The organism is Allosphingosinicella sp. (genome assembly GCF_059502505.1).
Genome location: NZ_JCACEU010000020.1, coordinates 181,362 through 199,410 on the forward strand (window position 1 = coordinate 181,362; position 18,049 = coordinate 199,410).

The 18,049-nt window shown below is 64.1% G+C and carries 11 protein-coding genes; 7 read left to right on the forward strand and 4 right to left on the reverse strand.

The window, feature by feature from the left end; genetic code table 11:
* Positions 1-52: 52 nt before the first annotated feature.
* The 3 genes from AC5JBD_RS16640 to AC5JBD_RS16650 all read left to right on the forward strand — a co-directional run bounded on the left by AC5JBD_RS16640 (position 53) and on the right by AC5JBD_RS16650 (position 4,965).
* Positions 53-1,090, forward strand: a complete 1,038-nt coding sequence (locus AC5JBD_RS16640) for a ComEC/Rec2 family competence protein (protein WP_495722943.1) — start codon at positions 53-55, stop codon at positions 1,088-1,090.
* A 759-nt stretch (positions 1,091-1,849) separates the two neighbouring features.
* On the forward strand, positions 1,850-4,111 hold the full coding sequence (locus tag AC5JBD_RS16645) for an AAA family ATPase (RefSeq protein ID WP_495722944.1): 2,262 nt from the start codon (positions 1,850-1,852) through the stop codon (positions 4,109-4,111).
* Positions 4,108-4,965, forward strand: a complete 858-nt coding sequence (locus AC5JBD_RS16650; protein WP_495722945.1) for an HNH endonuclease family protein — start codon at positions 4,108-4,110, stop codon at positions 4,963-4,965. The genes AC5JBD_RS16645 and AC5JBD_RS16650 overlap by 4 nt, the downstream gene beginning before the upstream one ends.
* Before the next feature lie 93 nt (positions 4,966-5,058).
* Here the strand turns inward: AC5JBD_RS16650 and AC5JBD_RS16655 are convergent, their stop codons facing one another.
* The 4 genes from AC5JBD_RS16655 to AC5JBD_RS16670 form a co-directional block, all read right to left on the reverse strand.
* Entirely contained in the window at positions 5,059-5,763 is a 705-nt protein-coding gene (locus tag AC5JBD_RS16655; RefSeq protein ID WP_495722946.1) for a hypothetical protein, read from the reverse strand.
* A gap of 87 nt (positions 5,764-5,850) precedes the next feature.
* Positions 5,851-6,624, reverse strand: a complete 774-nt coding sequence (locus AC5JBD_RS16660) for a carboxymuconolactone decarboxylase family protein (RefSeq protein WP_495722947.1) — start codon at positions 6,622-6,624, stop codon at positions 5,851-5,853.
* The gene (locus AC5JBD_RS16665) at positions 6,621-7,607 is read right to left on the reverse strand and encodes a hypothetical protein (protein WP_495722948.1); all 987 of its coding nucleotides are present in this window, start codon (positions 7,605-7,607) and stop codon (positions 6,621-6,623) included. Before AC5JBD_RS16665 ends, AC5JBD_RS16660 begins: the two co-directional genes overlap by 4 nt.
* A gap of 59 nt (positions 7,608-7,666) precedes the next feature.
* The gene (locus AC5JBD_RS16670) at positions 7,667-10,000 is read right to left on the reverse strand and encodes a hypothetical protein (protein ID WP_495722949.1); all 2,334 of its coding nucleotides are present in this window, start codon (positions 9,998-10,000) and stop codon (positions 7,667-7,669) included.
* A 220-nt stretch (positions 10,001-10,220) separates the two neighbouring features.
* On the opposite strand from AC5JBD_RS16670, the gene AC5JBD_RS16675 reads away from it, so the two are divergent.
* From AC5JBD_RS16675 to AC5JBD_RS16690, 4 genes are all read left to right on the forward strand, one after another.
* Positions 10,221-12,131, forward strand: coding sequence for a phospholipase D-like domain-containing protein (locus tag AC5JBD_RS16675; RefSeq protein ID WP_495722950.1), 1,911 nt, complete (start codon positions 10,221-10,223; stop codon positions 12,129-12,131).
* A gap of 218 nt (positions 12,132-12,349) precedes the next feature.
* Positions 12,350-13,303 carry a hypothetical protein gene (locus AC5JBD_RS16680; RefSeq protein ID WP_495722951.1) on the forward strand — a complete coding sequence of 318 codons (954 nt, stop codon included), beginning with the start codon at positions 12,350-12,352 and terminating at the stop codon, positions 13,301-13,303.
* A gap of 113 nt (positions 13,304-13,416) precedes the next feature.
* A complete protein-coding gene (locus tag AC5JBD_RS16685; protein WP_495722952.1) occupies positions 13,417-15,123 on the forward strand; it encodes a phospholipase D-like domain-containing protein in 1,707 nt (568 codons plus the stop codon).
* A gap of 610 nt (positions 15,124-15,733) precedes the next feature.
* On the forward strand, positions 15,734-17,926 hold the full coding sequence (locus AC5JBD_RS16690) for a hypothetical protein (RefSeq protein WP_495722953.1): 2,193 nt from the start codon (positions 15,734-15,736) through the stop codon (positions 17,924-17,926).
* Positions 17,927-18,049: the final 123 nt, after the last annotated feature.

Genomic DNA, 18,049 nt, shown 5'->3' on the forward strand with positions numbered 1-18,049 from the left:
CGACGGGGACTGCCTCATCCTCAGTTGGGGAGACGAGGGAACCGTGCGGCACATGGTAATCGATGGGGGACGCGCTGGGGCCTACCGCCACCTAAGGCCACGCTTGAACGATATGGCACGAGCGGGGGAGCCGCTCGCGCTTCTCGTCCTAACCCACATTGACGCCGATCACATTGCGGGTGCGCTCAAAATGATTGAGGATGATGCACCCCCGCTGACGCCCCGGCTGGTGTGGTACAACGGGTTCGATCAACTTGTACGGTACCAGCCGCTTGGGGAAAAGCAGGGCGACCAGTACTCCAAAGCGCTCCGGGGACGTAAATGGCCGTGGAACGAAGGGTTCGGGGACGGAATCATCTCCATTGAGACAGCGCCGGCGCGTATCGAAGTGGAGGGGCTGACCATCACGCTCCTCTCCCCCGACCTGGAACATCTCGCGGAGCTTCGGGAGCGATGGGAGGACTGGCGGGAGGAGCAGGCTGCGCTGGCGGCTCAGGAGGCGCTCGAGACCGAGGAGCGGGGAACTCACCTGGTTCCGCTTGGTCGCTCCCCCATGCCGGAGGTGCTGGACGTGGAGCTGCTAGCTGCGCCTGGGCCGACGGATCGCGAGCCCCCGAACGGCTCGAGCATTGCATTCCTCGCTGAGTGGAACGACTATCGCGTTCTCCTCGCGGGGGACGCTCATCCAGACCTGCTCGAAAGGGAACTTCGGCCGCTGGCGGAAAAAGAGGGCGGCCGATACCGGCTCGACCTCGTCAAGATCTCGCACCACGGCAGCAGAAAGAACACTACCCCTGACCTAGTCCGCCTGCTCGACTGTTGCAGCTTCGCGATCTCGAGCAACGGCAACCTTCACGGTCATCCCGATCCTCAAGCCATTTCGCGCTTGCTCCTTCATGCTCCTGAGAGACTGAAGTTTTTATATTTCAACTACGACACGGACCGGACGCGTCCCTGGGATAACCGGTCACTGCAGGCGCGATACGACTACCAATGCGTCTTTCCCGTGGACACGCCCGGGCTCGTGGAGATCGACATCGAGTCGGTGGGGCCGAGTCGGCGCAGCGGCGAGAACGATCAGTCTAATTAAGCTAGCTTCCGGGGCTGTATCAGGAAGGCTGCTTGGCGCGTCGCCGCGTTCACGTACAGTGGCCCCGTGTAGCGGCGCTATGGGCTCTCCTGGAACGTCACAGGGCCAAGGACGGAATTGCCGAGCCGCGATAATCTTGCATTTCTGCTGATTGTTGCCGGGCGGTGCGAGTTTGTACCCGCCAGAAGTGCCCCCGAGGCCGGGAAATAGGCTGCGTCTGCGGCATCTCGTTTGATCGCCGCGGCGAAGAGGGACGTTCCGACAGATTCTGGCCGCCGCGCGCTTTGCTAAGTAACGTAGTGGAATACGCAGCGTCCCTGCATTACAGTGCAGGGTGGGGCTCCGGGCTTATCCTGATCATATTCAATCGTCAGCATATGGCCCGGGACATGTGCTGCCACGGGCGCTGTCGACGCGGAGATCCAATGGACGCTACCCGCCTTGAGAACGCCGGCAGCTTTGTGCGGGTGCGCCCAAACGGGTTGAAGCGCGAATTGGATCTAGGGGGATGCGGTGAAGAGCCCAAGACTGCTTATTGCCGTTATCATCGCCGCCTCGGTCCACTCGAAGGCCCTGGCGGCTTCGCCGGCCCAATGGATCACCTCCTTCGCGACGGACAATACGGCACAGCTGCTTACACTGTTCATAGCGGCGGCTTCCGCGGTCGGGGTTCTCGCGACACTCCTGGGCAGGCGGTCCGCACGTGAGGCGCAGGCGCTTCGAGAGGCGCTTTCGCGGACCCGGGCGCAACTGGACCAGATGGCCGCCCGGCCGGAGCCGAACGAGTCTTCCTCCACCCAAAGCGACTCCACGACGGACGAGGCCACGGCTCAGCTGGACGTCGCCGCGCCGGATCAGCCGCGGCCTTCGCCGCCCCGAATCCCGCAGGGTCTTGCCGACGCGATCGTTCACGGAACGGCGATCCTGGTGGTCGGCGGCGGTGCCAGCGTTCGGCAGCAGGCGCCGAGTTGGAACGACTTCCTGGGATCGGTGGCGTCCGGCGATTCCGGCACTGGCTCCGAGCTGATCGCCGGTGCACCGGACCCGGTGTCGAGGCTGGCGCGCCTCCTCGAGCGCGGTGAGGTCGACGCCGCAGTGGATGTACTCGAGCAGAAGATCGGACGCGACGCGCTGGCTTCGCGTGCCCGCGATGCCTTCGCCGCGGCCGTTCCCAGTCCCGGGTTCGAGCGGCTTTGCCGCCTGCAGTGGAGCGGCTTCATTGCCACCACCATCGACGATTCCGTCGAACGCGCGGTCGGCGCCGCCAATGTGGTGACGGTGCGCTCCGGAATGGACTTCGAGCAGCTGGTTCGAACCGACAAGCAGTTCCTGCTGAAGCTGGGCGGCACTTTGTCGGAGCCGCAGACTCTCATCCTCACGCGCGCGCAGCTGAAGCAGACGCTCACCGAAGCGCCCGACCTGCGATCCCTGCTCTCTTCCTTCTTCACCGCCCGGCCGATCCTGTTCGTCGGACTGCCGTTCCTCGAGCTCGAGAGATTGTGGGACTCGGTCGGAATGTTCGGCCCTTCGTCGAGCGCGCATTACGCGCTGATCGAGCCCGACCCGGATTTCGATCTCCTCGCCGAGCGAGCCCGATCCAAGTACAATATCGAATTGCTGGAGGTCGGCACTCCGGGCGAGCTTGCCGATTTCGCCGACCGTCTCGCGGTGAAGGTCGAGGAGCGCGTGCGTTCGCTCAGGCACGCGCCGCGAGAGCTGAATGTCACCAGGAACTTCATCAGCGCAGTCAAGCTCGTCAACATCGGGCCCTTTTCGGAAGCCACCCTTCCGATCGCGTCGGAATGGACGGTCATCCTCGGCAACAACGGCGCCGGCAAATCCACGCTTCTTCGGGCGATCGCCCTGGTCCTCGCCGGCACTGCCGCGGAGGCGAGGCCCTATGCGCGTTCTCTCCTGAAGCGCGGGACCAAGAGCGGCTCGGTCGAACTCACTATCGACACGCTCCCGCAGCCCGTGACCTACCGGGCGCAGCTCTCGCTGGAAGGGGATCGGGTGAACGTCACCGCCGCCGTTTCCCCGCTCCAGGCCGGCGCCATATTGGCCTTCGGCTTTTCGGCGGTGCGGGGGATATCCGATCTCGGCACTGCGGAATCGGAAACGCTCCCCGACCAGCGGCTGCCGCGGGTAAGCGACATATTGCCGCTGCTGAGGGGAGGAGCCGACGGCCGGGCCCAGGATCTGCGGACCTGGATTCGCCAGAATTATTCGATCCAGCAGGACTCGTCCTTGCCGGTACAGGATCGCGAGCGCGCCCGGTCGCGGCTCGATACCTTGTTCTCGATCGTTGACCAGATGGCGCCGGGCTTCGACCTGCGCTTCTCGCGCTGCCATCCGACAACCGGTGAGATCCTCTTGTCGACGTCGGACGGCGAAATACCCCTGGAATATGTCAGTCAGGGGATGAGCTCGATGATCGGCTGGACGGGAACGCTGATCCAGAGGCTGTTCGAGATACAGGGCGACGACGACAATCCGGCCGACGCCCATGCGATCCTTCTCATCGACGAGATCGACAGCCATCTCCACCCGGAGTGGCAGCAGCGGCTGGTTCCGACGCTGCGCAACAGTTTCGCAAATCTTCAGGTTATTGCGACCACCCACTCGGCGTTGATGGTGGGCAGCCTCGGGCAGCAGGAAGTCGTCAAAGTCTCGCGCGACTCGCAAGGGCTTCACGTGGATCTGCTCGACAAGTCGTTCAAAGGCTATCGGGTCGACCAGATACTTACCGACCCCGCGTTCGACCTTGCCTCGGCTCGCGACCTGGACTGGGAAGCGCTGCGGGCGGAATATGCTGTTCTGCTGGGCAAGGACGACAGGACGGCGGACGAGGACGACCGTTACATGGAGCTCGATGCGCTCATGGACAGCGCGCCGCCGCCTTTCGAAGCGCATGCGCAGCGCGAGGCTTATGAGCTTTCCCGCCAGCGCGTCGACGCCGTCATAGAAGCGAGCAGCGCCGACCGCAGGCCGGCTCCGGGCGAGGCGGGAGGCGCGGGATGATCAGGGTCAGGTTCGATCCCGCAGCTCTGGACGGACCCGATCGCGCCTGGTGGGATGCCTGGGCCGAACGCGCCGAGGGCAAGACGCGCGACTATCTCGACAAGCGGTCAAGAGGCGAGAAGTGCGACTTCGACGGCAGCGTCTGGTCGGAACTGAAATCGTGGCTGCTTACCCGGGTCTTTCACGGCAAGTGCGCCTATTGCGAGACCAGGATCAGCGGCGGGTTCTTCGGCGACGCCGAGCATTTTCGGCCCAAGGGCAACGTCACCGTGCCGGGCGAGCAAGGCAAGCGCGATGCCCAGCTTGCGGACGGGAATGCTCATAGCGGCTATTACTGGCTCGCCTACGACTGGCAGAACCTGCTCCCTGCGTGCCAGCGGTGCAACAACTTCAAGTCGGACCAGTTTCCCGTCGAAGGCAGCTATGAGGCCGCACCCGCGCCGGCCACCCGCGATCTGAACGAAGCCGAAAGGCCGCTGCTGATCTATCCCTATGAGGAAGATCCTTCTCAATTCATCAGGTTCGGCAAGGGCGGCGTCGTGACGCCCGTCAACAATCATCCCAAAGGCGTTTACACCATCCGGGTCCTCGGGCTGGACCGCAAGGAGCTGATGGACGAGCGCTGGGAAGCGCAGGCGCAAGCGTTGCAGGCGCTTGAAGGTGAAATTGGCAGAATGCTGCACGAAGACGAACTCAGCTCCGAGCGGATCGAACGCTACATGGGTCCGGGAGCGCGCTTTTCGCGTGCAGTGCACGATTGGTTCGTCGAGCGCGTTCGACTGGTTTCGAAGCGAGCGCTGGACCTCGCCGATTCCGTTGCCCGGAATGCCAATGCCGGTGCGCTACGCGATTGATGCTCATCGCCGGCACCAGGGCGACTCACCAGCGGTAGGCAGATGTCCGGTTCCTGTTCGGCCGAGGAGTGTTTCAGCCGTTGGCGGGCCGGGTCAGCGGGCCACTGCCCCGGCAGCGGCGCTGTTCCGATCAGCGGCGGGGAGCGGCGGATTGGCGCCTTCGCAGAAGAACACGCTGATCGACTGCGGCGAAGGGTAGAATGTGGCCACCCGAGCGACTTCGATGCCGAGCGATTGCCGGATCATCTGCTCCAGCCGGGCAGCCGCAGCCCCCTCGCCCGGATTGTAGCGTATTTCGTTCCTGACGACTCGGAAGCTCGGCTGGGCATTGGTTTCCGGCTGCAGATAGCGGCGTTGCCAACCCCTCACCGCAGCAAGATGCCTGGTGCTGAACGCGATCGCGCGATCGCGATTGGCCGGTGCACTGCCGGCGCAGATCCACAGGTGAACGTCGAGCTGCTCCAACGGCATTTGCGCGACCTCGTCCTGAGGGAGCGCCGACGCTCCAAGATTCCGGGTCTGGCCCTGGGCGGATTGCAGCACTCGGTCGACGCGCGCCCGATCGCCCCGGCGAAGCGCTTCCTGGGCCTCGGTCAGGGCGTGCTGCAGATTGTCGGCCCTTTGCGTCTGCTCGCTAGCCGCTTCCTGCGCCGCCCGGTGCTGAAGTAGGAGCTGCCAGCACAGGAATGAGAAGCTGACGACGATTGCGATAACTCCGATCATCAGCTGGATTCGACGGCGGCGCGTTCCCGCTTCGAAGCGCGCCAGCGCCTCCAGTACGTCGGTGGCGGGGGTCACCACGGCGCGTCGGGGAGCGGCGGTCGCCCAGGGGTATTTCCCCCGGGCGGCCGCGGTGGAAGCCCCGAAGCCCGAAGGCCGTCCGGACTAGGCGGAGGCAGCGCTTGCAAGGACCGCCTCGTTCCGCTGACGAATGTCCTCCGGCACCATCGCCGCGTAGGCGCCCAGGAAATTGGCTTCATCCTCGGCGGTCTCGTCCGGCACCTGCAGAGCCGTGAACCACCTGTTGAGGAGGCAGAAATGGCCGATCAGCCAGGTGAGCTCGACGATCTGGGTCGACACGTGCCGGTCCATGGCCTCGGCGGCGAGCGCGGCGAGCCGCGAGTCCTGCTGATTGTGCGCCGCGAAGGCCGCCCTCAGCCGATCGAACAGCTCGTCGGTCACCTCGTGCGGATTGCGGGTGACCAGCACCGTATAATCCAGCACGACCTTCTCCAGGTCGGTGTATACGTCCGGGTGCTTCTCATGCTCATGGAGATGCAGAAGCTTTCGATGACCCTCTTCTTCCCGCCCGGCCCCCTTGAACAGCGCCATTCCGATGAAAGAATGGTGGGTGATGGAATAAAGCGCTTTGTTGACCAGCGAGGTGCGGGAGATCACCAGCTCGCGCAGGAAGCGGTCCAGGAACCCGGCCGTCTGCAGCTCCCCTTCGAACGTCTTGGGATCGAAGATGAAGGTGTTGGCATATTCCACTTCCGTCTGCGTCAGGCGGGGACAATAGCCCATGACCTTGATGAGATTGTTCGGGAAATGGCCCCACGTGAGCTCCGCTTGCTTGAAAGCGGCGGCGGTCTTGTCGTCGACCTCGTCGATCTGCAGCGGCCGGATTCGCGTCCAAGGTCCCTGGGTCATATTCGTCATTCCGTTCCTCCTGTTCTCGAAGATGCCGCCGCTGCGACGGAGATGAGCGTGAGCAGGCAATCGCATCCCCAGCCGACCAGCCAGACCTTGTCGATCTGCTGCGGTGACCCTTCCATGTCGCGGAAGCTTATCGAGCCGTCGGCATCCTGCCGCCGGGCCTGCCACTGGACCGTCTCCCGAGCCAAACAGACGAGCCTGTCGTCGCCGGTGTGCGCGTGGAGCATCAGCGAGGACCAGCCGATCTTCGTCGCCAGGGGCAGTGCGGCCGGACTGTCGTGCCTGAGGACAAGCTCCGAGTAGAGCGTGGAGGCCGCCAGATGCTCGGCCCGGCCAGTCAGCCGGTACAACCACAGGAGACCTGCCATGGGCGTGGCAAACATCGCCGGCCGGGCGAAGGGATCGGCGACGTCGAAATAGGTGTTCCGGTCGTTGGGATCGGCAAAGGGCCGTCCGTCATCGACAAGGGCACAGAAGCGGCTGCGGCCGGCCTGCTCCTCGATCGTGGTTCGAAGGAATGTCGCAGCCCGTTCCGCCGCAGCGATTTCGTTGTTCCACGCCAGGCCCATCAGCGCGGCGCCCGTCCGCTGCACGTCGGAGGGCGCTTCGCCGTCGGCTGCGCTTCGAAAGCCTCCGTCGGGAGCCTGGAAATGCATGACGGAGCCGATCACCGCACGGCCGATGTCGAAGCGGCCGAGGAGGGCAGCGCCCCACGCCGTCCAGCCGGCTATATACGGCGCCCAATCCTTGGCCATCGCATCTCCGGCCGTGTCGAGCACGCCGCTCGCGAAGAACCTTCGAACGAACTCGTCAAGAGTGGCGTTCGCGAGGTCCAGCCGTCCGGCAAGGGCGAAGGTCGCCGGCATTTTGTAATAATATTGAATCCCGTCGGGAGCGGATCTGCTGCTGCCGGTCTCGTCGAACTCCGCCGCCAGATAGTCGAGCAGTCGCTGCGCCGAGGAGCGAGTGACGTCCAGCGCGCTCACCGCGTCGCTCCGAGGATCCGGTCCGGGCTGCTCAAGCAAAGCGCGGCGCGGGGCACGGATCAGATCCGCGAAAATTGGAAGTTCAGGAAATCGCCGGCGCTCTCCAGCGACAGCCCGACGAAGGGCTCGGTGAGGTCCACCGGGATCCGCAGGCGGCGCGGCGCGGCGGCATAAGCGGGCTCGGCCAGGTCGCCGAAGTGGCTGACCGGCTCCTCGATCGCCTCGGCCGAATGATCCCACCACAGGATGCTCTCGCCGTTCGCCACGAATATGGCTCCGTCGATCCCGCCCGGCGCCTGCTGCACGCCCCGTGCGGCTGCGCCGATCCGCTGCAGGAAGTCGGACGAGGCTATGTCGCTCTTGCGTCGGCCGATGAAGAGCCGGGTGCTGCCCTGCTGCCAGTCCACCGACCGGTCGAACAGATGGTAGGGCCGCTCCGCTTCCACTTCACCCCCCGCCAGCAGGACCGGAAAACCGCTCCGGCTGGCCGGCATGTCGAATGCGAGCTCGTGAAGCTCGCTGTAGGCACGGCCGCCGATGCAGCGCTTGGCCTCGTTATAGGATTCCTGGGTCCTGTAGAAGACCAGCGCGACTTCGTCCGGAAGCAGTCCGTCGTCCGCGTTCGGGAGAACTGCCGGGAGATAGGCCGTCAGTCCATACAGGCGCTGCATCTGCACCGTCATCGGCATGAACACGGTTGCGAGGCGCTGGCGGAAATCCTCATGGGAAGCACCCGCGTGCTTGCGTCCGCGGAACACGCGCACGGCGCCGGCGGGAACGGGCAAATGCTTGTTGCCGCCGCTCGCCCGCGGCGGGGCTGTCGAAGAAGGCCCGATCCGCCGCCAGCCGTCGACGAGCAGCTCGTTCAACGTCGCCAGCGACGATGCCGCTGCCGGACCATCGGCCGGCGCTTGCACCAGCTGCTCTGCCGCCGAGTCCAGCCGTTGCGCCAGGTCCGGCACGGCTTCGCGCAGCCGAGTCGCCAGGAAGCCGGCCTGGATGGCAGCGTGCATCCGCCTGACTCCGAACTCCTGCGGCTCGTTCTCGGAAGCCATGCGATGGTCCCGGCTGAACGGTGCGGTGACTGCGATCTTCGATGATGCGCTGGACGTGCTGAAGATCGCGAACACCCGGCGCCGCGCGAGATCGAGCGCCTGGGGTGCGGTGACTCCGCCCGACCACATGATCTTGATCCCCAACAGCTCGCCGAACCTGGTCAGGCTTTCGATTTGGTCGAGGTTCAGGACGCCCTCGGGGCTCTTCTCGGACTTCACCAGCCGCCGCGGCGTGACCCGGTCCGGACCGTCGAACAAGGCCACGGTTGCGCCGGCGCCCCGGGCCATCTTGAGCCACCGCCGCGCTGCCTCTTCGCAGCGGTCGACGTCGAACACCTCCGTCGCGGTGACCAGCGGCGTATCCACGTAGAAGGCGGGGATCGCGGTCCAGCCGGCGGTCCAGCGGGTGATCATCTCGATCGCCTGCTCCTGCTCCTCGAGCGTGAGTGGGAACAGACCGTATTTGCCGCCGTCCAGCCCCTGGCCGCGGGCAGCTTCGAGGCCCGTCCAGATCGTCCTCGCGCTCGCCTCCACGTCGACGGCGAAGCGAGTCGTCAGAACCACGCGCAGCGGAACCGCAACTGCAAGCAGCCGATTGAGGTCCTCAAGGCGCAGCACCTCGAGCAGCCCGGCCGCGCTCAGTCGCCGCCTCGCATAGGGGAGCGGCACGGCATCGATCGCCACCTCGGGGACCTTGAGCTCGGCCGCGGTGCGGATGAAGCCTTCGATCTGGAGCAGCTGCTCCTCGGTAGCGATCCGCCCGTCGAATTCGACCAGCAGCGAAAGGCGGTGGAGCGGCGCGGCGCCGATCAGGCCGTCCTTCCTGCCCTGCTCCACCTGCCGGACAAGCTCGGCCACCTCGGCCGTGCCCGATCCGGGCGCCGCTCGAAGCCGGACCGTAAGGGGCCGCGGCCGGCCTCCCGGAGTGTTCAGAAAGGGCTGAAAGGCGGCGATCACCTGCTCAAGCGACGCCGGAACCGCCTCATATTCCGGCAGGTGCCCTGCCATTCGCACGTTGACGCGGGTGCCCACGTTGGTGGTCAGCAGCAACCGCCCCGCCGTGGCCGAGCTCAGCGTCCGATACTCCGGCGGCCCAATCGGCGTCTCGCCGGCACTCGTCATCCGTTCGCCGTCCAGGATCACGCCCAGACGCAACGGATCGGCGGCAAATTCCGCCCGCGCCGAAGCCTTCGCCGAAGAATAGGCGGCTTCGAGTACCGAGGTCGCGGCACTGCCCTCATCGCTGACGGCAAACAGCGGCCCGTCTTCGTTGCTGTCATAGTCTGCGAGGCGACCGCGCGCAGCCTCACGCCCAGTGTCGACCCACGCCCCCGCCATTCGCCTTCTCCCGCAGGCAATCGGCAATTAGTTGCTCCGGTTCTGAATATTCGCAAGCGTTATTTTTTGCCTGATCCCAATCTCCATGGCCAGACTTGGCATTGGCTCGCGTCGATTGTATTCTCGCTCGATCGAGCTGCCGCCCCTTGAGTTGTTTCTTTGGTGCAACCTCTGTGGCGGACAGCCAGGAGCCGCAGACAGCCGAAAGATCGGAGCCACAATGCGCAGTCGAAGCACAAACGGCGCGATCACCGCCACCGTTCTCGCCGGAACCGAGGTGGTGCTGATCGGGCTCGATGTGGATCCGGCGCAGCGCTCCGGCCTGCTCGGCTTCTCGATCTGGCGGCGGCCGGCCAGCGGCGGCGCTTTTGAGCCGCTGATCGGCGGGCGCCGGTTTCGGGATGCGCCGGTCCCCGAGCGTGGCGGCGTGCCGCTCAGCGAGGCGCCGGTGCAGGACTTTATGTGGGGCGACTATGTCGTCGAGAGCGGAACCGCCTATGTCTATCGGATCAGCGCCGCCTACGGCCGCCCCGGTGCACTGGAACATCGGCACGCGCTGGAGGTCGAAGTCCGGACCGAGGTTCCCGACGATGGCCGGCACGGAATCTACTTCAATCGCGGAGTCGCGGCCAGCCAGGGCTACATGCGCCGCTTCGGCGAACATGCCCGCTGGTATCGTACCGAGCAATTCGGCCGCACAGCCTGGAGCCGGTTCGTACCGCCGAAAGACGTCCCGGGCGGAGAAGCGTTCGGATGGCTCTCGCGCGGCCTGGGCGAGGCGATGGAAGAATTCGTGCGCCGGGCGGCGCTTGACGAAGGCCGGGACGGGCCGTCTCCCCGCTACGCCTTGAGAGCGGCCGTTTACGAATTCACCGATCCGGACCTGGTCCGCGCTTTCGTCGATGTCCTCGAAACGGGTGCCGACGTGAAGATCATCCATCATGCGGCCGAAGTAACGAGCCGCCGTCTTCAGCGCACCAGCGGGGTTACGACCACGGTCGACTACGACGACCCCGCCCGTGATCCGATCGCCTACAAGAACGCCGAAGTGGTACAGGCAAGCGCGCCGGACCCGATCTGCGCCGAGGCCCTTGCCGCGGTCAATGCGGTCGGCGTGCGCGAGCAGGAGAGTCAGCGCGCCCTCGAAGCCATGCTGATCCCGCGAACCAACACGACGATCCAGCACAACAAGTTCATCATCCTGCTCGAGGACGGCGATCCGGTCGCGGTGTGGACCGGATCGACCAATTTCACCAAGGGCGGCATCTACGGCCAGTCCAACGTCGGCCAGGTGGTACGCGATCGAACGGTCGCCCGTCAGTTCCTGGACTATTGGACAAGGCTTGCGGAGGACCCGGCCGAGCGCCGGTCCGGCGGCGCCGGGGCGGAAGGGGGCTTTGCGGACTGGGTCGGCTACCAATATCCCGACCCGCAGGGCCTTCCCGAGCGGGGCACGACGATGGCGCTGTTCAGCCCGCGGCCTTCGGAAGCCCTGCTCGACTGGTACGCGGAGCTGTTCGGGTCTGCGCGCCGGTCTGTCCATTTCACCACCGCCTTCACGGTGGCGGAACCGTTCCTTGCGCAGGCGGTGCTCCCGCCGCCGGAGGGGGCGCTGCGCTACCTGCTCATGGAAAGCGTCGGAGGCCGGCTTCGCGAGCCGTACGAGCGCATGCGGATTCTGCCGGCAAACCGGATTGCCTGGGGCGACCGGCTGGGAGCGCCGGTTGCTTCGGCCGCGGGCAGCTCGGGCCAGCTGGAGGAAGCACTCACCGGCCTGAACAGCCATGTGAACTACATGCACACCAAATTCATGCTGGTAGACCCGCTCGGCGACGATCCGGTGGTGATAAGCGGATCGGCGAACTTTTCCAAGGCGTCAATCGTGAGCAACGACGAGAATATGCTGGTCTATCGAGGCGACCTTCGGATCGCCGATATTTTCCTGTCAGAGTTCATGCGGATGTTCCGGCATTTCGAAAGCAGGAACCGCCGCAACGCCATGAGCCCAGAGGCAAGGGCGGGATCGGAGTTCCTCGCCGAGGACGACAGCTGGTCGGAGGAGGCTTTCACTCCGGGCCATGCCAACTTCCTGGAGCGCCAGCTCTTTTCGAGCGCGTCTGCTCCATCATGACCTTGAACCTCTCCAGTTCAGACTTTCGGTCCGCCAGATCGAGGCTTTTGCCTTCGGCTTCTCTTGCGTCCGCCGCAGTTTATCTCATCCTTATCGACGGCATTGACTTGGGAAGGACTCGCCGAGCCTTCATCTGCTCTTCTGCCGCACGTTCAACGCTGCATCGGCTAAGCTACTGGAACTGATTCTTCGTAAATCACGTCTGGAACGGAGAGAGCATGGCCCACGAAATCGAACGCGAAACCCGGACCGTCCAGCAATCGCTCGAGCGCCGGTCCGAGTCCTTGAAGCAGGATGCCGAAGCGAAGCAGGAGGACAGCGGCGGCGGCATTCTCGACCGCGCACGGGTCTATCTCTCGGGGCCCATGGACTTCGTCCCATCGCGTGAGGAGGAGAAAGCGAACGGCTGGAGAACCAGGGTCAGCGAGTTCCTGACCCAGCGCATGGGCACCACCGTCTTCGATCCCTGGAACAAGCCCGAAGTGTCGGGAATGCAGCATTACGGCAAGGAGGACGAATTCACCGTCAACCGCCGCGGCCTGTGGACCTATGACGACGACGTCGAAGGCCGCCGCTTGAGGGACAGCCTTTGCGAGGAATTCTGGCCGACCCTTCACATCGATCTCAGGATGACCGACCTCGCCGACTTCCTGATCGCCTACACCCCCACCAACGTCTACAGCGTCGGAACCGTTCATGAGATCGCAACCGCAAGGATGCAGCACAAGCCCGTGCTGATGGTCACGCCGCGGCTCGAGCCGACGCCGCAGCTGGCGGCACTCCAGTCCCACCTCCGCTCGCGCGACGACGTAGACGGAACCAGGCTTCTGGAAGAGATGCAGAAAGCCAGCTCGGACCGTCCCAACCCGACCGCCGCGCCAAGCCTGTGGTACATGGCCATGCTCGAGCATGAGGATTACTTCTTCGACGGCTTCGGTTTCGCCGAATATTTCGACGACATGAAATGGACCTGGTACGAGCCGCTCGACGGCCGCGAGCAGCGCAACCCGCCGAAACGGCCTCTCCTGCCCTATCTCGAAAGCCTCAACCGCGAGATCCCGAAGCGGTTCGACAATGCCCTCGGGCGCGAAATCGAAAATCCGGAGTGGCTGATATTCCAGGAGCCGGCAGTGGTTCGACGGCCGCCGGAGCGCGGCGGCACAGGAACGTGACGCGCTGACCGAAGCGGCGCCGTGACTTGCGCCGCTCCGGCACCTTCGGGCCGGGCCGCGGCCTGGTGCCGTCGCCGAGCCGAGCTGATCTCTTGCCATAGGAGGAGCCGCAGATGAGAAGGCAAAGCACGAACGGAGGGCTCGCTCTTCATGGCGTGAGCGGCAGCCATGTGGTGCTCCTCGGCTTCAGCATGGACCCGCGCGACTGTGAAGGGCTTGCGGGCTTCGCGATCGAACGCACCGACCTTACCGCCGGCGAGACGCAGTGGCTGATCGGGAACAAGGCCTTCCAGGCGACGGCGTCGCAGGGAAGGGTCGGCGGCGGCTTCTCAAGCCGGCAACATCCGATCCAGGGCTTCACCTGGTCGGACTACAATCTCGATCGCGCGCATCGTTACCAATATCGGGTGGTGGCGCTGAAAGGTCCGCCCGAGGATTTGCGCGAGTTTGCAGAGGCGTCGATCCGGATCGAAACGGAGACTCCGGAGAGCGGCGACCACGACGTCTACTTCAACCGCGGCGTTGCCGCATCTCAAGCCTATTCGCGCAGGTTCGGCACCCGCAGCCCCGACGCCGTCGGGGAGGAGGCCTATTCCTGGCTCTCTCGCGGCCTGGCCGAAGGGATCGATCAGTTCATCGGCAGAGCCGCCGACGACGGGTTCGGCCTTCGCGTCGCAGCCTATGAGTTCAGCGACGAAAAGGTTCTCGCGTCCCTGAAGGCCGCCATCGACCGCGGAGCCGATGTCAAAATCGTCTACGACCGCCGCAAAGCCGCGCCGGGGGACGGCAATGCCAAGGCCGTCCGGAGCGCGGGCCTGGAGCAGGTCTGCACTCCGCGCCAGCAGGGCCGAAGCCATATCTCCCACAACAAATTCATCATCCTGCTCCGCGACGGAGCGCCCCAGGCCGTCCTGACCGGCGGAACGAACTTCTCGAAGGGCGGCATCTATGGCCATTCCAACGTCGTCCACGTCGTGGAAGAGCCGTCCGTCGCCGCCCGCTACTTCGACTATTGGGAGCGCCTCCAGAAGGATCCGCGGGTGGCCCAGCTCGCCAGGGAATTGAGTGCGGATCTGGCCATCCCCGCCGGCGAGCCGCCGTCCGGGACCACGGCCATCTTCAGCCCGCGCCGGGAAACGGATGCGCTCGATTATTATGTCGGCCTGGCCAGAGGCGCTAAGGATGCGCTGTTCGTCACCTTCGCCTTTGGAATGAACCGGCTTTTCCAGGACGTCTTCGAAAGCGCCGAGACGCCGCTGCGCTACGCGACCATGGAGCGGGACGCACGGCCCCAGGCGGATCGGCAGGCCCATGAGGCCGAACGGGAACGCATCCGCCAGCTCCGGCTACTGCCGGAAAATCGATTTGCGATCGGCTCACACCTCACGCGCAGCGCGTTCGACCGCTGGCTGGGCGAGCACCTCAGCAACCTCAACCGCCACGTTCGCTACATCCACAACAAGTTCATGCTGATCGACCCGCTCGGGGAGGATCCGATCGTCGTCACGGGATCGGCGAATTTCAGCACTGCATCGTCGACGGGCAATGACGAGAATATGCTGGTCATCCGCGGCAACCGCCGTGTGGCCGACATTTACCTGGGCGAGTTCATGCGCATCTACGCGCATCATGCATTTCGCGAGTTCGCCCAAAGCCGGGGCCGAAGGCTAAGGCTGCAGGATCTGCGTACCGACGACTGGTGGCGAGCCTATTTCGGGGATACGCCGCAGTCGCGGCAACGCGCCTACTTCTCGCAGACGTTTCAGCCTGATGGTCGCACTCAGACCCGCAGCATCGGGGCAGGAACGATCGGCTTCTAAGTGGGTAGCTTCCGCTGCTGTACCGCAAATCCGGCTCGGCAACTCCCGGCGACCACGTGCAGCGGCAAAGGAGTAGCACCGCTATGCACTGGGACCTAGTGAGACCAGGGGCGGAATCGAAGAGCTTAGATAGCCGGCGGGCCGAGCCGATCGTTTCGACGGTGGCATAAGTTCGTACCCCCAGAACTACCCCCAATGTGGAATTTGACAGGGGTTGGATTCCTGCTTGAGACAGACCGAGCCTTGGCTGCGGCAGCGCGCTCAGGCGCGCATAATCATCAGTCCGGTAGGCGCGAAAGATGGCTCAGAGGGCAGGTAGGTAAGTCAATACTTGCGCTGCATCCCATAGCTTCTACTGCAAGCTAGCAGCACGAGAGTGGGTTGATTGATCGAAAGCGATCATCGCGTTTGCTCGCTGGCGCTGGGGGATTGAGCGAGGAAACCAGCTTCCCTAAGCCAACAGCAAAGCTGGTGAGACTGTCTCTTACGCCTCCGCCGGCATGTCGCTTGAAGGTCGGATGTGAGCAGCCTCTCAATCAGATGTCGATATCGACCCATCAGGATCGGCTGGTGCGTCGAACGAGGCGACTTCGACGCCTTCCGCCGGTCCATGCGAAGGTCTTTCTCGCTGTGGGGAGGCCGCTACAATCCGATCATTCCTATCGACGAGCCCAAAGAGGCACGCAGTCTAATCGATTTATTCCGGGTGGACTGCCTTTATCCGGCGTCGAACACGGATGCGGTGAAGGCATTCATCGACGCCCAAGTCCATTTGCCGTGGCCGGATTATCAGCGCGGGTTCGTTATGGACCGGGGCCAAGGTGGAAAGACGTCGACATTCGCCGACCTTGTCGCCCCCACACGAATGTTGTTCGAGGAGCATTTCAAGAACAATCCGCAGGCCGATCCGCTGGTCGTGCTGCATGAGTGGAGCGACGAGGATCCGCTCGCCGACCTCCTACTCGCGACGTTCGGGGCATTACCCGCCGTCGAAGAGACTGCGCAGGACTATGCCGGGCTAATGAAGCTACATCTTCGCGCGCCGGTCCAACGCGTGGCGCCCGACCAGCCTATCGCGCTGCTCGAAATGGGTCAGATGTCCCTTGCCGGCTTCAATGGCGTCGGTCTCCAGCAGCATTATGCCGTTCAATCCTCCTGGCGCCATGCCGGTTTCTACATGGGCGATGCAACGGACTTTGAGGACATAGTCACCTTTTGGAACCTGCGCGCGACAGACATTCCGCTGTTCTTCTACGATCCCGTCCATGCAGCCCGGCTTGGCCACCTCCGGGATCAATGGCTGAACCGCGTCCCGCAGTTAATCAATTCGGCCAGGCAGCGGGGAATGGCGATCTGGTCGCGCACCGAGCGCGCGCCGGAGGAACTCTCCGGCTTCGGGGAGACCCGGATGTTCTGCCGGGTCAGCCCAATGCTCTGGAACGGGCTCAATGTGAAGGCGCCGATTATGATATTCGCGGAGGAGAACGCGCTGGCTTCCGTCGACGACAGTACCGAGCCGCCCAGCATCTCCTTCGCCATCCCAAACTCGCCGTTAAAGGACGAAGGCGGTCTCTCGTCGCAGCAGTTTGTGGTTTCGGTAGAGCCCGGCATCGGGCTATTCGGCAATGAGCGGTTCACATTGCATCTGCCGTTCCTTCCCGCGCTCAACGGATTTTATGGGCGCAACGCCATCATTCACTGGAACAAGGCGAGAGCGGAACCGGGCTCGCTTGGCGCCATCGTCGGCGGATCGACCCACGATCTCAGGCTTCGAGCAATCGAGATCCGTCAGCTGTTCGAAGCTATCTTCGCGACCGTCGGTATTGCGGCGTCCCCAAGTTCTGCTGGACTCCTCTGCAATCGCCTTATTCGGCAAATGGGTGGGGTCGACGGCTGCCGTGTCTTCCGCATCGGCGGGGTCCGCGACCTAATCGAGGGATATTCGCCGGATCAGAGTTTCACTACGAGCGCGGCAAAGCAGGCGATCAGGGCCCAGGGCACTGATCACCCGCTTAGCAACTATGACGATCTGTACATCGAGCCGCGACCGCCCGGCTCACGGCTAACCAACGACGCAGTGCTCGCGCACCTGTTGCGTAAGGAGGTCTTCCGGCCGGGGCTCAAGCTCGACTGTCCGAGCTGCCAGCTCGATTTCTGGAGATCGCTCGACGATATCAGGACGAACGCGCAGTGCGAATATTGCGGACATACGTTCCATGTTGGGCCGCAACTGCGCGACCGTGACTGGGCCTATCGGCGGTCGGGCCTGTTCGGACGGAATGACAATCAGCAGGGCGCAATTCCGGTGGTCCTCACGCTCCTGCAATTGCACCACATGCACGAGCCAAACTCGTTCGCGATGACGACAGCGACGACGCTGGAGCCCAACGGGGCAGACATCCGGAAGTGCGAGACCGATTTCGTTTTCCTCGTCAATCGAGGCCGAGACCATCGGGTCCAGCTCGCGATCGGCGAATGCAAGACGCGCAAGCAGATCACGGAGGACGACGTCCAGAACCTCCTTCGGATCGCCCGCGCCTTCCCGACGGACCGGTTCGACGTGTTCCTGGTCTTCACGAAATTTGCAGATTTCAGCGAAGAAGAACTGGCGCTAATTGCAGCCGCCAATGAGGAATACGTGCGGCGCGTCATTATCCTCACGTCGCGAGAGCTCGATCACTGGCACCCTTATGAGCGCGCAGCCAAGCTGTTCGACATCGATCCGATCATCATCGATCTGGAAGGTATGGCGGAAGCGACACATCGAATCTCATTCGAGAAGACGCTCCGAAACACGGAGTAGGGTCGCGCGCAGACAGCTCCGCCGCATTCGCTTGATCTAGCGTGACATGTGCCGCCTCCCTATTATCAGGGAAAGCCGCTCACCGAGCAATCGTGCTCGCGGTGGGTGAATCGGGCATCGGTC